The organism is Blautia sp. AM23-13AC (assembly GCF_003435675.1).
In the GTDB taxonomy this organism is placed as follows: domain Bacteria; phylum Bacillota; class Clostridia; order Lachnospirales; family Lachnospiraceae; genus Fusicatenibacter; species Fusicatenibacter saccharivorans.
The window spans coordinates 151,214-165,494 of sequence record NZ_QTUL01000001.1 but is presented as its reverse complement, the minus strand read 5'-3'; the positions used below and the strand labels follow the sequence as shown (position 1 = coordinate 165,494).

Below are 14,281 nucleotides of genomic sequence, written 5' to 3'. Positions count from 1 at the left end.
AAGTGAAAAAGAAGGGAATGAGGGAACAAATGAAACGAATTGATTTCGAACATGGAACCGTAACCGGAAACATCTTCGGGGCAGCGCTCCCGATGCTGGTTGCTCAGATTTTGAGTCTGCTGTACAATATTGTAGACCGCGTCTACATCGCGCGGATCCCGGAGGTAGGAACGGCGGCACTCGGTGCAGTCGGTCTGTGCTTTCCGCTGATCGTTATCATCACAGCATTCAGCAACTTGTTTGGAAGCGGCGGCGCTCCGCTGTTTTCGATTGAGAGTGGAAAGAATGATCAAAAAAAGGCGGAACGTATTATGAATACGTCGTATTCCATGGTATGTGTCTGTGCTGTCATACTGATGGTGATCGGCTTTTTGTTTGCTCGTCCACTGCTGTCGCTGTTCGGTGCATCGGCAGATGCGATGGTATACGCGTATCCTTATATGATGATTTATCTGATCGGAACTTTGCCGTCGATGGTGGCAACCGGCATGAACCCGTTCATCAACGCGCAGGGCTATTCGACCGTTGGCATGCTTTCCGTCACGATCGGAGCGGTCGCAAACCTGCTGCTTGACCCGCTGTTTATCTTTGTATTTGGTTTTGGTGTGCAGGGGGCTGCGATTGCAACTGTGATTTCCCAGACACTTTCCGCCGTGTTCGTTCTGTATTTCCTGACCCGGAAATCGGAACTGAAAGTGCGCTTTGTGCGGAAAGATGAAATTTCTGAGTGTGCAGGCTATGCGAAAAATATTGTCAGTCTCGGTACCGCCGGATTTATCATGCAGCTGACCAACAGCCTTGTCACGATCTGCTGCAACAATGTACTTTCTGTGACCGGCGGTGATATTTACATCTCTGTTATGACGATCGTATCGAGCGTGCGTCAGCTCGTCGAGACACCGATCTATGCAATGAATGAGGGAACTTCTCCAATTTTGAGCTATAATTACGGTGCACGCCGTCCGGCCCGCGTGCGCAAGGCGATGTGTGTCATGAGTGCGATGATCCTCGGCTATACCGCAGTGATGTGGAGCGTGATTGTTCTGGCGCCGCATGCGCTGATCGGTATTTTCAGTTCGGATGCGGTACTGACCGCAGATGCGGTTCCGGCTCTGAAGCAGTACTTTGCAGCATTCATTTTCATGGATCTGCAGTACATTGGACAGACCGTATTCAAATCTCTGAATAAAAAGAAACAGGCGATCTTTTTCTCCCTGCTCCGAAAAGTCTTCATTGTTGTACCGCTCACCTATCTGATGCCGTACGTACTCCACATGGGAACGGACGGTGTCTTCCTTGCCGAACCGGTATCAAACGTAATCGGCGGAAGTCTCTGCTTTATCACCATGCTGATTCTGGTTCTGCCGGAATTGAAGCGAATGGAGCAGCAGAAGTAATGTTTTTGAAAAGTTTCTGAAAAAAGGACAGGAAGATCTTTACCGAAACGGTTTTGGCAGATATCTTCCTGTTTTTTATTGCCATACATACAATATGATGCCTCGGACAATCTGATGCGCATTGGAGTCCCGGCGCTCCGCATTCTGGCAGTGGCCTATCTGCTTTCGATTCCAGGCCTGATCTATCAGGCGGCGTTGCAGGGACTTTCCCTTGGAAAAGAAAGTATGTACATATCCATGACACGCCAGGCGATTCTGCCGCTGGTGTTTGCATTTCTTCTCAAAGGATTTGGAAACCTGAATCTGATATGGGGCGCCTTTGTCCTGGCTGAGCTCTGCGGCATCCCGCTTGCAGCAGCTCTCTGGAAACGGAAAGGGGAAAAGCAGATTCAGTTTTAAGTATAGAAAAGAAAAACAAAAAGGCTGTTCTTTGCGAAAGGCAGCCTTTTTTGCATACCATAAGATAAGAATACACAGGGGCTTATGGATGAAAGAGCAGGAAAATCTGACAGGAAAAGGAATTACAGCCGCCGTGCTGGATACAGGGATTTTTCCCCATATGGATTTTGACGGCCGGATTGTAGCCTTCCGGGATCTTGTGTACGGGCGGGAGACGCCTTACGATGACAATGGACACGGAACGCATGTCTGTGGTATCCTTGGCGGAAGTGGAAGAGCGTCCGGCGGAAAATACCAGGGTGCGGCACCGGGATGCCGGTTTGTCGTAGTGAAGATTCTGGACCGAAGGGGAAATGGAAGAAAGCAGGATATCCTCGCGGCGATTGACTGGGTGTGCAAAGAGCGAATAAGACTTAATATCCGCATTTTAAATATTTCAGTGGGAACAACAGAGCAGGAAAAAACGGTGGATGATCTGCTAGTACAGGCGGTGGAGCGCGCCTGGGATGACGGGATCACTGTTGTGACAGCGGCCGGAAATCTGGGGCCCGCTCCGGGCAGTATTACGGCGCCGGGGAACAGCAGAAAAGTGATCACCGTGGGAGCGGGCGATCTGCTGGAGCCAAGAAGAGGAATCTCCGGATGCGGCCCGACACGGGACTGCGTCTGCAAACCGGATCTTGTCGCGCCTGGAAAACGTCTCATTTCCTGCGCGCCTGGAAGAAGCAGGAAGGAATATGTGGTGAAGAGCGGCACCTCGATGGCGGCACCGCGGGTGTCCGGAGCCGTGGCTTTGGCACTTGAACGGGTTCCGGATCTTACAAATGTCCAGGCGAAAATGCTGCTTTGCGAATCGGCGAGAGACCTTGGCCTTCCGCGCAACCGTCAGGGGCATGGGATGCTTCAAACAGACCGTTTTCTGTCTCTTCTGTGAGACACTGTGCGGCAGCATAAAAAAAGAAAAATGAAGGAAAACACCTCTCATCCTGCAAAAATTGTGTGAATTTATGGGAAAATGCCAAAAAATCAGGCGAATTTTGACTTGACAAGCTATAGGATACTTTATACAATAAACGTGAATAGAAAAAGGAGGCCTACTATGGAAAAAATTCAGATGACCACTCCTCTGGTAGAGATGGATGGAGATGAGATGACCAGAATTCTCTGGAAAATGATCAAAGATGAGCTGCTTCTCCCGTTTATTGACCTGAAAACGGAATATTACGATCTGGGACTGGAACACAGAAACGAGACGAACGATCAGGTAACCGTAGATTCCGCAAACGCTACCAAGAAATACGGTGTAGCAGTCAAATGTGCCACCATTACGCCGAATGCAGCGCGTATGACCGAGTACAATCTGAAAGAAATGTGGAAGAGCCCGAACGGAACGATCCGTGCCATGCTCGACGGAACCGTTTTCCGTACCCCGATTGTCGTAAAAGGCATCGAGCCGTGCGTGCGCAACTGGAAAAAACCGATCACGATTGCCCGTCATGCATACGGAGATGTCTATAAAAATGCAGAAATGCGCATTCCGGGACCGGGAAAAGCAGAGCTGGTTTATACGGCTGAGGACGGCACCGAGACAAGAGAGCTGATCCACAACTTCACCGGCGCCGGTGTCATTCAGGGCATGCACAATCTGGATAACTCCATAGAAAGCTTTGCGAGAAGCTGTTTCGAGTACGCACTGTCCACGAAACAGGATCTGTGGTTTGCAAGCAAGGATACGATTTCCAAGAAGTATGATCACCGCTTCAAGGATATCTTCCAGGAGATCTTCGATGCAGAGTACAAAGAGAAATTTGCAGAAGCAGGCATTACCTACTTCTACACTCTGATCGACGACGCCGTTGCCCGCATCATGAAAGCAGAGGGCGGCTTTATCTGGGCCTGCAAGAACTACGACGGCGATGTCATGAGCGACATGGTATCCTCCGCCTTCGGTTCCCTTGCGATGATGACTTCTGTTCTCGTATCCCCGCACGGATATTACGAGTACGAGGCTGCGCACGGAACCGTACAGCGCCACTATTACCGTCACTTAAAAGGTGAGGAGACATCCACCAACTCCGTGGCCACCATTTTTGCATGGACCGGCGCACTCAGAAAACGCGGGGAAATGGATGGAAACGCAGAACTTTCCGCATTTGCAGACCGTCTGGAAAAAGCAACGATCGCAACGATCGAGAGTGGAAAAATGACAAAAGACCTTGCGCTGATCACCACCATGGAAAATCCGACCGTATTAAACAGCCGTGATTTCATCCTGGCCATCCGCGAGGAGCTGGAGAAATAATTAAACGAAGCAAAAAAGAAAGCCGATCCGGCATTCCCGCAAAAAGGGATGCGCCGGACCGGCTTTTTCTGTTTTGAATTTTTCCGGGGAAAACCAGGCCTATTCGGCAAGCTCTTCCCATTTTTCATACAGCTCTTCGAGTTCCGCGGCAATCTCTGCTTTCTCTTTGCTTAATTTCACACACTCTGCCACATTCGTTGCGACTTCCGGTTTCGACATTTCCTCATCAATTTCCGAATCGCGTGTCTCAAGCTCTTCAATTCGTTTCTCCGTCTTTTTCAGCTCGTTTTCTTTCTTGCGGAGACGTGCCTGTTCTTCTTTCTGCGCTTTCCAGTCCAGCTTTGTGGAGGAGGCTTCGGAAGGAGCCGCTGTTTCTTCCGGAGCGGCGGCATCGGCAGCAGGAGCATAGATGCGGGTCAGCTCTTCTTTTTTCTCCAGATAGTAATCGTAATTTCCGATATAGTTGACGAGTGTCTGTCCCGTCAGCTCCAGAATCCGGGTTGCGGTCTGGTTAATAAAATAACGATCGTGGGAGACATATAGCACCGTTCCGGTGTAGTCCTTCAGTGCATTTTCCAGAATCTCTTTAGAGACGATATCGAGGTGGTTGGTCGGCTCGTCGAGGATCAGGAAGTTGGCGTTCGAGAGCATCAGCTTGGCAAGGGAAATTCGTCCGCGCTCACCGCCGCTCAAGGTATGAATCGGTTGGAAGACATCGTCGTTTGTAAACAGGAAGGCGGCCAGCACATTTCGGATTTCGGTGTTTGTCAGATATGGATACGCGTCGGAAATCTCCTGGAAAATGGTCTTTTCCATGTGGAGCACCTGATGCTCCTGATCGTAGTAACCGATCTGTACACGGCTTCCAAGTGTAAAAGAGCCGGCATCCGGGCGGATGACTTCGTTTAAGATCTTTAAGATCGTCGTTTTTCCCGTTCCGTTGTTTCCGATGATTGCCACGCGCTCGCCGCGCTTGATTTCGAAATTCAGATCCTGGAAAAGCGTCTGTCCCGGGAAGGCTTTGGAGAGGTGCTCGACGGTCAGCACATCGTTTCCGCTTGTGATGCGCGGTTCCAGACGGATCCGCATATCGGAGCGTACTTCGGTCGGCTTTTCCAGCACATCCATTTTGTCCAGCATTTTTTCACGGCTCTCGGCGCGTTTGATGGATTTCTCGCGGTTGAAAGATTTCAGCTTTGCAATGACTTCTTCCTGATGGTGGATTTCCTGCTGCTGGTTGACCCAGGCATGGTAAGCGGCTTCACGGAGCATTGCTTTTTTCTGACTGTAGGCGGTATAGTTTCCCTCAAAAGTTGTTACTTTTTTATTGTCCACTTCAACGACTTTTGTGACAACGCGGTCGAGAAAGTAACGGTCATGGGAGACGATCAGGACGGCTCCGCTGTAATTTAAAAGATACGTTTCGAGCCAGGAGATCGAGTCCATATCGAGGTGGTTGGTCGGCTCGTCGAGCAGAATGATGTCCGGTTTGGTAAGCAGCAGTTTACCAAGTGCCACGCGGGTCTTCTGACCGCCGGAGAGGGAGTCCACCTGTTTTTCAAAATCGCTCTCGGAAAAGCCAAGACCTTTTAAAACACCGACGACTTCACTGCGGTACGCGTATCCGTTTTCCAGTTCAAAGGTATGGGAGAGGCGGGTGTAGGTGGAAAGAAGTTCATCCAGCTCTGCACCGGATTTTGTATTCATATCACTTTCCATCTGACGGAGGCGTTCCTCCATATCGATCAGATTCTGTTTCGCGGTCAGCACTTCCTGGTAAATGGAAAGGTGTCCGGTCAGATCCTGATGCTGGGCGAGATAGCCCATCGTCTTTCCTTTGGAGAGGATGACCTCTCCCTCATCGGCCCTCATTTCGCCGATGATGATTTTTAACAGCGTCGATTTTCCAGCACCGTTGATGCCGACCAGTGCGGCTTTTTCGCGTTCTTCTATATGAAAAGATGCATTTTTGATAATTTCCGTTGTCCCGAATGCTTTCGAGATATTCTGACATGCAAGAATCATGTGGTTCCTCCAGATAACATATTTCTGTATTTTGACATAACACACCATCCTTATTATAGAGAGTAATACACAAAATTTCAAGAAATCTTTGACAATTTTCTATCAACCATATATAATATGAATATATGCAGGTGTAAATAAGGAGGAATTTATCTTGGAAGAAAAAGGAATTTCGCGGGCAGTTATCAAAAGACTTCCTAGATATTATCGTTACCTGGGCGAATTGCTGGAGGACGGAGTAGAACGGATCTCTTCCGGTGAGCTGAGCGAGCGGATGAAAGTGACAGCTTCCCAGATTCGCCAGGACTTAAATAATTTCGGCGGCTTTGGCCAGCAGGGGTATGGTTATAACGTGCGGTATCTGTACAGCGAGATTGGAAAAATCTTAGGTCTGGACAGAGTCCACAATATGATTTTTGTCGGAGCCGGAAATCTGGGACAGGCGCTTGCCAATTATGCGGCCTTTGAAAGAAGCGGATTCAAAACGGTCGGTATTTTTGACGTCAACCCGGTATTAAAAGGAATCTCCGTGCGCGGAATTGAAATCCGCATGGCGGACGAGCTTCCGGAATTTATCAAGGAACACCATGTAGAGATTGCGGCTTTGACACTGCCAAAAGCAAAAGCGGTAGAGATGGCAGAGATTCTCGTGGACAACGGTGTAAAAGCAATCTGGAATTTTGCACATACCGATCTAAACTTAAAACTTCCGAAAGATGTGATCGTCGAGAACGTCCATCTTTCCGAAAGTCTGATGCGTCTCTCCTACAATCTGACCAGATATGAGGCGGAGCATCCAAAGAACAATTAAGAAACCAAAACAAAAGCAGGAGAGTCTTCGGGAAACCGGAGACTTTTTCTGTTCACTTTCCGGATAAGGAAGGAAAAGGAGGAAAAGCGATGAAACGGATTCTTACAGCAGCACAGATGAAGCAGGCAGACCGCAATACGATCGAAACCATGGGGGTACCGTCCCTGGTACTGATGGAGCGCGCAGCGCTGTCCTGCGTGGAGGAGCTTCAAAATGGAACATGGGATACAGGAAAAGTCCTTGCTGTGTGCGGTCCCGGAAATAATGGAGGGGACGGTGCGGCAATTGCACGGATTTTAAAGACGAAAGGGGTGGATGCGGAACTGTTCTGTCTTGGAAATCCGGAAAAATACAGTGAAGGCATGAGAGCACAGAAGAAAATTGCGGAAAATTATGGGGTCCGTGAGGTTAAGAATCCGGATTTCCGGGAATATACTGTTATCATAGATGCCATCTTTGGAATTGGCGTATCCCGTCCGCTGGCAGGGGAGTACCGGAGGGCAGTGGAAGCAATCTGCGCAAGCGGTGTTCCTGTTCTTGCCGTGGACATCCCTTCGGGGATCCACACGGATACCGGAGAGGTCCTTGATGCGGCGGTGAAAGCCAGAGCCACGGTGACATTTGCCTGTGCAAAGCCAGGGCTTCTCTTTGATCCCGGAAAACGATATGCCGGAGAGGTCCTGGTCCGTGATATCGGAATCGGCTTTGATGCAGGAGAAGAGGAGACGCCCTGGTACGGTTCAGTGGAAAAAGAAGATCTGGACCGGTTTCTTACCCGCACGCCGATGGGAAATAAGGGAACCTTCGGAAAGGTGCTGGTACTTGCCGGTTCCGGTGCCATGTGCGGAGCCGCTGTTTTGTGTGCCAGGGCAGTCCTTGCATCCGGTGCCGGCATGGTAAAGGTTGTGACAGAGGAAAGAAACCGTACGCCGCTTTTCTGTGCCCTGCCGGAAGCAATGGCGGATTTCTGGAAGGAGGATGAGCCGCTTCCGGAAGAAGCCCTGCTGCAGGATCTCGCCTGGGCGGACGCTGTTGTTGCGGGACCGGGACTTTCCAAAAGCCGGACGGCAAAAGAACTGCTCGTTTTTACGGTGCAGCACACAGAAGTTCCTCTTGTTCTGGATGCAGATGCGCTGAACCTGATTGCAGAAGATGCAGAGATTCTTTCGGGCTGCCGGGCAGAAAAAATTTTAACGCCTCATGTAGGAGAGCTTGCACGGCTGCTGCACATGACCATTGCAGAATGCCAGCGTGACCCGGCAGGAAGCGCCGGAAGGGCAGCCGAAAAATACCAGGCCTGCTGTGTACGAAAGGATTCCGTAACCGTGACAGCAGAGGAAGGGCGTGAGCAGTATTACATAAACACAAGCGGAAGCAGTGCGCTTGCGACGGCGGGAAGCGGCGATGTGCTCGCGGGAATCACAGGCGCCTTTGCAGCAAAACGTCAGTGTGAAAAAAACGAGAAAAAAATCAGCCTTGCCAAAACAGCGGCACTGGCGGCATATGCGCATGGAAAGGCGGGAGAGGCTGCGGAAGAAAAAAGCAGTGCTTCCTATGTAACAGCATCCGAGATTATCAGAGGATTGCAGTCAATCTGAGCAAAGCAGATCAGAATCACGGGTTCCCAAAAAAACTCCGGGCGGACTTTTTTGAAGCGCCGGATGAAATTTGTGAATACCTCCGGAAAAACAGGCAATATTAAATACATGGAAACGATTTTAAAAGGCGTAAAACGCCGGATCGTTATCGTATGGGAAAGCAAAACGGAAAGAATCGGAGAGTGAGCACAAGTGGTAATCAAGCGTGGCGATGTATATTATGCCGACCTGCGGCCCGTTGTGGGAAGTGAGCAGGGCGGTGTCCGTCCGGTGCTGATCATTCAGAATGACATCGGCAACCGGCACAGTCCGACGGTGATCTGTGCGGCGATTACATCGAGGATGAATAAGGCGAAGCTGCCGACGCACATTGAGATCGAAGCGTCCGCCTATGGGATTGTACGGGATTCTGTTATTTTACTGGAACAGCTTCGGACGATCGATAAGAGAAGGCTGAAAGATAAAATCTGTCATCTGACGCCGGAACAGCTGGCCCTTGTGAACGAAGCACTGAAAATCAGCCTGGATCTGCCTACATAAGGGGTATTTTTGGCGCGGTTCACGGTTGACGAATGAGAAAGATCGTGCTATATTCTATATTATATGGGCTTCTGCCGTTTTTCGGGGAAACCTTTTTACAGAAAAGTAATACTTTAAATAAAGGAGACAAAAGAGGTATGTCAGGACATTCAAAATTTGCCAATATTAAGCATAAGAAAGAAAAAAACGACGCAAAAAAAGGTAAAATCTTTACCATCATCGGCCGTGAGATCGTAATCGCTGTCAAAGAGGGCGGACCGGATCCGGCAAACAACAGCAAGCTGCGTGACGTTATCGCAAAAGCAAAAGCAAACAACATGCCGAACGATACCATCGACCGCGGTATTAAAAAAGCTGCCGGAGATGCAAACGCAGACAACTACGAGCGTATCACCTACGAAGGTTATGGCCCGAATGGTATCGCGATCATCGTAGAGACTCTGACCGACAACAAGAACCGTACCGCAGCAAACGTAAGAAGCGCTTTCACCAAAGGAAACGGAAGCGTTGGAACACCGGGATGCGTATCCTACATGTTCGACAAAAAAGGCCAGATCATCATCGACAAAGAAGAGTGCGAAATGGATGCTGACGATCTGATGATGCTTGCTCTGGATGCAGGCGCAGAAGACTTCGCAGACGAAGAGGACAGCTACGAAATCATTACCGATCCGGATGACTTCTCCGCAGTACGTGAGGCTCTGGAGAAAGACGGTATCGCCATGGCAGAGGCAGACGTTACCATGATCCCACAGACCTACGTAGAGCTGACCGATCCGCAGGCATTAAAAGATCTGAACCGTACCCTGGATCTGCTGGATGACGACGACGACGTACAGTACGTATACACCAATCTGGACGAGTAATTTCGCTGGAAATTACATAGAATCATAAGAATCTGCGCATACTGATGAAGCTATTTTGGAATAGCAGAAAAGAGGAAATCCGTATGGCAGAATCACAGAAAAACCAGACAGAAAAAGAAAATATTGTAGAACTGAAGACCAACATTTATCTGCTGTCCATCATCGGCGAGGTGGAGGGGCATGAATCACTCGGCGAGCGCACGAAAGCGACGCGCTATGAGCACATTCTCCCTGCTCTTGCCCGTGCCGAGGAGGACAAAAGTATTGATGGTCTTCTGATTCTCCTGAATACCGTAGGCGGAGATGTGGAGGCCGGTCTTGCAATTGCAGAGATGATTGCGTCCATGCGAAAGCCTGCGGTATCGCTCGTTTTAGGGGGTGGTCATTCGATCGGTGTCCCGCTCGCCGTTGCAGCAGACTATTCGCTGATCGTGCCGAGTGCCACCATGGTCATTCACCCGGTGCGTACAAACGGCATGTTCATCGGTGTTGCACAGACGTACCGTAATATGGAAAAGACGCAGGATCGGATCACAGGTTTTGTATCGGCCCATTCTAAAATCACCAAGGAACGGCTCGAGGAGCTGATGCTCGATACGAAAATGCTGGTCAAGGATGTCGGAACAATGCTGGACGGCCCGCAGGCAGTGGAAGAAGGCCTGATCGACGAGGTCGGCGGCATTGCCCGCGCGCTCGAAAAGCTGAATGAGCTGATGAAAAAGGCAGCAGGGACAGAAAATTGACTTCACGGCGCGGCTTGTGTTTCAGGGGATTTTGTGTTAGAATGAGTTCGCTGTGAAAATTCGAACGGAAGTTTTGTCCGGACTTTCACAAAAGAGAAAAATAAGGGAACAGGATAAAAAAATGACAGTAATAGAAGCTTTATTTCTGGGCCTGATCCAGGGAATCACGGAATTCCTGCCGATCAGCAGCTCCGCACATCTGATTATCTTCCGTCACTTTATGAAGATCGAAGATACGCAGACGGTGTTTTTCAATGTGCTTTTGCACTTTGGCTCCATGATTGCAATTCTGCTCACATTTTCGAAGGAATGGAAACGTCTCTTCCTCGCGCTGTGCGGAATCATAATCGATCTGTTTCATAATTTAAAGGAACACTTTTCCAGTCAGCATCAGGAGAGAAAGCAGTACCGGAAGGTACTCGGCAGCAACTACCGTATGCTTGCTTTCCTGCTGATTCTGACCACCATCCCGACTGCTGTAATCGGCGGCATGATTCAGAGCCTTGTCACACTGACCTCCTCGAATCTGCTGGCACCTGGCGTTGGTCTGTATCTGACGGCGATTCTGCTTGTGGTGGCAGATATGCTTCCGGAGGGAGAAAAAACGCAGAAAAATTTGAAGCCGAAAGATGCACTGATTGCCGGATTCTTCCAAGGCTTTTCCACGATTCCGGGTCTTTCCCGTCTTGGTTCGACTATTTCTGCGTGTGTGATCGGCGGCATGACCCGTTCGTACGCTGTGAAATACTCTCTGATTGTGAGTGTTCCGGCGATTATCGGGGCAACGATCGTTGAAATTGCGACCATGGGAAAAAATAAAATTGTTTTTCATCCGGTATATCTGGTCGGCGTTTTCATGGCGGCACTTGCCGGTTACTTTACGATCCGCATTCTGATGCGTGTGGTGAAAAAACGGAAACTGAAATATTTTGCTTTGTACTGTCTTCTTGTCGGGACATTCTCCATTGCAGGATATTTTCTGCTGTAATACGAGAAAGGGGAGAAGTTCTGCATGGCAAATACAACAAAGGGAAGCGGGAAGACAAAGAAAAAAACTTCTGCTTCCGGAACAGCAAAAAAGAAACAGACCCAAACAACGGCCAGAAAAACAACGGCGAAAAAGAGCAGTACCGCAAAACGTACCTCCGGCACAAGGAAAAACACAGTCCGTGAGCCGATGGACGAGGGAGTGCGCGCAGAAATTATTCTGCTTTCCGTGCTTGCTGTTTCGATTCTGCTGATGCTCAGTAATTTCGGTATGGGCGGCGTGATCGGACAGGCTGTCTGCGACTTCTTTTTCGGCCTTTTCGGCGTGACAGAGTGGGCAGCACCGGTTCTGATCTTCTTTGGAACAGCATTTTACATAGCAAACAGACAGAACTTTTTAATTGTGCGGAAAACCGGGGGAGCGATCAGCTGCTTCGTCTTTTTCTGCGCTTTTATGCAGCTTCTGGCGTCCGGCTATACGAGAGATACGACATTTCTGGATTACTATTTTGACAGCGCCTACGATCATCTCGGCGGAGGAATCTTAGGAGGGTCTGTCGTGAAAATTCTCGGCATGGGATTCGGCCAGATCGGTGCGTGGGTGATTATTGTGATCGCCATCGTGATTTCCGTGATCGTGATGACGCAGAAGCCGATTCTCGCGCCGATCCATGAAAAGACGAATGACCACCGCCGGATGGCGGAGGAGCGCCGCCAGGAGCGTCTGGCGCGCCAAGCTGCGATGGAGGAAGAGGAAGGAAAAGAGCTGATTCTTGAGCCAGTGGAGGAACCGAAAAAAGCCGGGAAGAAAAAGAAATCCCGCCTTCTTTCTCATGTGGAATCGAAGGCTGATTTAAACGAAAACGACGATACCCATCAGATGGAGATGCCGGAGCTTTCGATTCACCGTGGTTCTGTGCCGGCTGAAGAGCCGGAAAAGACAGGACCGGAGATGACACGGCAAGCTGCAGAAGAGGCGAAAAAAGAGAAAACGTCTGCGGATCATACGAGAAATCCGCGGTCTTCCTGTGAAGAGATCGAGGCGGATATAGACGGCATTCGTCAGGAAATCGGGAAAAAAGCAGAGGAAAAGCGGCCGGAGTACAAAACACCGCCGATGAATCTTCTGAAAAAAGGGATGCGCGGTGCCATGGGCGATTCCGATGCGCATTTGCGGGAAGTAGCGCGGAAACTGGAGGAGACGCTGGACAGCTTCGGTGTCAAAGTTACAGTCAATAACGTAAGCTGCGGACCGACCGTCACACGGTATGAGCTGATGCCGGAACAGGGCGTGAAAGTAAGCCGGATTGTCGGATTGACCGACGATATCAAGCTGAGTCTTGCAGCAGCAGATGTCCGCATTGAGGCACCGATCCCGGGAAAATCCGCAGTCGGAATCGAGGTTCCAAATAAGACGAACACGGCCGTGATGCTGCGTGATCTTCTTGAAACACCGGAGTTTAAGAACTTTTCTTCGAATCTGGCCTTTGCTGTCGGAAAAGACATCGCCGGTCAGCCGGTCATCGCAGATATCGCGAAAATGCCTCATCTTCTGATCGCCGGTGCGACCGGTTCCGGTAAATCGGTCTGCATCAACACACTGATTATGAGTATTATTTATAAGGCAAAACCGGAAGACGTCAAACTGATCATGATCGACCCGAAGGTCGTTGAGCTTTCTGTTTATAACGGCATTCCGCACCTTTTTATTCCTGTTGTCACAGACCCGAAAAAGGCTTCCGGAGCTCTGAACTGGGCGGTTGCGGAGATGACAGACCGTTATAACAAATTTGCGGAATTCAACGTGCGCGATATGAAAGGCTACAATGCAAAAGTTGCCGAGCTGCCGCCGGATGAAAACGGCAAAAAACCGGAAAAACTGCCGCAGATCGTCATTATCGTGGATGAGCTTGCCGACCTGATGATGGTTGCGCCGGGAGAAGTGGAGGATGCGATCTGCCGTCTGGCACAGCTTGCCCGTGCGGCCGGCATCCATCTGATTATTGCAACACAGAGACCTTCCGTCAATGTCATCACTGGTCTTATCAAGGCAAATATGCCGTCCCGTATTGCATTCTCGGTTTCTTCCAGCGTAGATTCCCGTACGATCCTCGACATGGGAGGTGCGGAAAAACTGCTTGGAAAAGGCGATATGCTCTACAAGCCGCAGGATTACCAGAAACCGGCCCGTCTGCAGGGATCCTTTGTTTCGGATAAAGAGGTCAGCGATGTCGTTGCCTACTTAAAAGATCACTACGGCGAGAACGCTTATGATCCGGATATCGAAAAACGGATTCACACCGTAAGCCTGGATGGCGGTTCTGCCGCAGGCGGCGGAGATAACCGCGATAATTACTTCGTGGAAGCCGGAAAATTTATCATCGAAAAAGATAAGGCATCGATCGGCATGCTCCAGAGAGTGCTGAAAATCGGTTTCAACCGCGCGGCCAGAATCATGGACCAGCTCGCGGATGCCGGTGTCGTAGGACCGGAGGAAGGAACCAAGCCGAGAAAAGTTCTGATGTCCATGGAACAGTTCGAAAATTATCTGGAGGAACACGGATGATGGGAAAAGATGTTGTCCGTTGTTTACAAATAACCGGAAACGTGATA

Annotated in this window: 12 protein-coding genes; 11 read left to right on the top strand and 1 reads right to left on the bottom strand. The window is 49.8% G+C overall.

The genetic code is table 11. The features are described 5' to 3' along the window. The first annotated feature begins 29 nt into the window (after positions 1–29). The 4 genes from DW642_RS00755 to DW642_RS00740 all read left to right on the top strand — a co-directional run bounded on the left by DW642_RS00755 (position 30) and on the right by DW642_RS00740 (position 4,098). Positions 30–1,397: an MATE family efflux transporter gene (locus tag DW642_RS00755; protein WP_117508978.1), complete on the top strand. Its 1,368-nt coding sequence runs from the start codon at positions 30–32 to the stop codon at positions 1,395–1,397. A 114-nt stretch (positions 1,398–1,511) separates the two neighbouring features. After that, a complete protein-coding gene (locus DW642_RS00750) occupies positions 1,512–1,796 on the top strand; it encodes a hypothetical protein (RefSeq protein WP_117508977.1) in 285 nt (94 codons plus the stop codon). An 88-nt stretch (positions 1,797–1,884) separates the two neighbouring features. Next, a complete protein-coding gene (locus DW642_RS00745) occupies positions 1,885–2,730 on the top strand; it encodes a S8 family peptidase (protein ID WP_117508976.1) in 846 nt (281 codons plus the stop codon). Positions 2,731–2,895: 165 nt separating this feature from the next. Next, positions 2,896–4,098, top strand: coding sequence for an NADP-dependent isocitrate dehydrogenase (locus DW642_RS00740; RefSeq protein ID WP_055217983.1), 1,203 nt, complete (start codon positions 2,896–2,898; stop codon positions 4,096–4,098). 99 nt (positions 4,099–4,197) lie between these two features. Here the strand turns inward: DW642_RS00740 and DW642_RS00735 are convergent, their stop codons facing one another. Continuing rightward, positions 4,198–6,123, bottom strand: a complete 1,926-nt coding sequence (locus tag DW642_RS00735) for an ABC-F family ATP-binding cassette domain-containing protein (RefSeq protein WP_117508975.1) — start codon at positions 6,121–6,123, stop codon at positions 4,198–4,200. A 154-nt stretch (positions 6,124–6,277) separates the two neighbouring features. Between DW642_RS00735 and DW642_RS00730 the strand changes: the two genes are divergently transcribed. The 7 genes from DW642_RS00730 (at position 6,278) to DW642_RS00700 (ending at position 14,234) form a co-directional block, all read left to right on the top strand. Further along, complete coding sequence (locus DW642_RS00730) at positions 6,278–6,934, top strand: redox-sensing transcriptional repressor Rex (RefSeq protein ID WP_022462574.1); 657 nt, start codon at positions 6,278–6,280, stop codon at positions 6,932–6,934. Positions 6,935–7,023: 89 nt separating this feature from the next. Continuing rightward, positions 7,024–8,532 (top strand): bifunctional ADP-dependent NAD(P)H-hydrate dehydratase/NAD(P)H-hydrate epimerase, encoded by a 1,509-nt coding sequence (locus DW642_RS00725; protein ID WP_022462573.1) that lies wholly within the window; start codon positions 7,024–7,026, stop codon positions 8,530–8,532. A gap of 192 nt (positions 8,533–8,724) precedes the next feature. Next, positions 8,725–9,072 (top strand): type II toxin-antitoxin system PemK/MazF family toxin, encoded by a 348-nt coding sequence (locus tag DW642_RS00720; RefSeq protein WP_022462572.1) that lies wholly within the window; start codon positions 8,725–8,727, stop codon positions 9,070–9,072. A 137-nt stretch (positions 9,073–9,209) separates the two neighbouring features. Then, complete coding sequence (locus tag DW642_RS00715) at positions 9,210–9,938, top strand: YebC/PmpR family DNA-binding transcriptional regulator (RefSeq protein WP_022462571.1); 729 nt, start codon at positions 9,210–9,212, stop codon at positions 9,936–9,938. Between the two features lie 83 nt (positions 9,939–10,021). After that, complete coding sequence (locus tag DW642_RS00710) at positions 10,022–10,681, top strand: ClpP family protease (RefSeq protein ID WP_022462570.1); 660 nt, start codon at positions 10,022–10,024, stop codon at positions 10,679–10,681. 121 nt (positions 10,682–10,802) lie between these two features. Continuing rightward, positions 10,803–11,669: an undecaprenyl-diphosphate phosphatase gene (locus tag DW642_RS00705; RefSeq protein WP_022462569.1), complete on the top strand. Its 867-nt coding sequence runs from the start codon at positions 10,803–10,805 to the stop codon at positions 11,667–11,669. Positions 11,670–11,693: 24 nt separating this feature from the next. Continuing rightward, positions 11,694–14,234 carry an FtsK/SpoIIIE family DNA translocase gene (locus tag DW642_RS00700; RefSeq protein WP_022462568.1) on the top strand — a complete coding sequence of 847 codons (2,541 nt, stop codon included), beginning with the start codon at positions 11,694–11,696 and terminating at the stop codon, positions 14,232–14,234. Positions 14,235–14,281: the final 47 nt, after the last annotated feature.

Bases quoted from the DNA above. Each gene is read 5' to 3' on its own strand.
- DW642_RS00755 (WP_117508978.1), top strand. From the start codon at position 30: ATGAAACGAATTGATTTCGAACATGGAACCGTAACCGGAAACATCTTC.
- DW642_RS00750 (WP_117508977.1), top strand. From the start codon at position 1,512: ATGCGCATTGGAGTCCCGGCGCTCCGCATTCTGGCAGTGGCCTATCTG.
- DW642_RS00745 (WP_117508976.1), top strand. From the start codon at position 1,885: ATGAAAGAGCAGGAAAATCTGACAGGAAAAGGAATTACAGCCGCCGTG.
- DW642_RS00740 (WP_055217983.1), top strand. From the start codon at position 2,896: ATGGAAAAAATTCAGATGACCACTCCTCTGGTAGAGATGGATGGAGAT.
- DW642_RS00735 (WP_117508975.1), bottom strand. From the start codon at position 6,123: ATGATTCTTGCATGTCAGAATATCTCGAAAGCATTCGGGACAACGGAA.
- DW642_RS00725 (WP_022462573.1), top strand. From the start codon at position 7,024: ATGAAACGGATTCTTACAGCAGCACAGATGAAGCAGGCAGACCGCAAT.
- DW642_RS00715 (WP_022462571.1), top strand. From the start codon at position 9,210: ATGTCAGGACATTCAAAATTTGCCAATATTAAGCATAAGAAAGAAAAA.
- DW642_RS00710 (WP_022462570.1), top strand. From the start codon at position 10,022: ATGGCAGAATCACAGAAAAACCAGACAGAAAAAGAAAATATTGTAGAA.
- DW642_RS00705 (WP_022462569.1), top strand. From the start codon at position 10,803: ATGACAGTAATAGAAGCTTTATTTCTGGGCCTGATCCAGGGAATCACG.
- DW642_RS00700 (WP_022462568.1), top strand. From the start codon at position 11,694: ATGGCAAATACAACAAAGGGAAGCGGGAAGACAAAGAAAAAAACTTCT.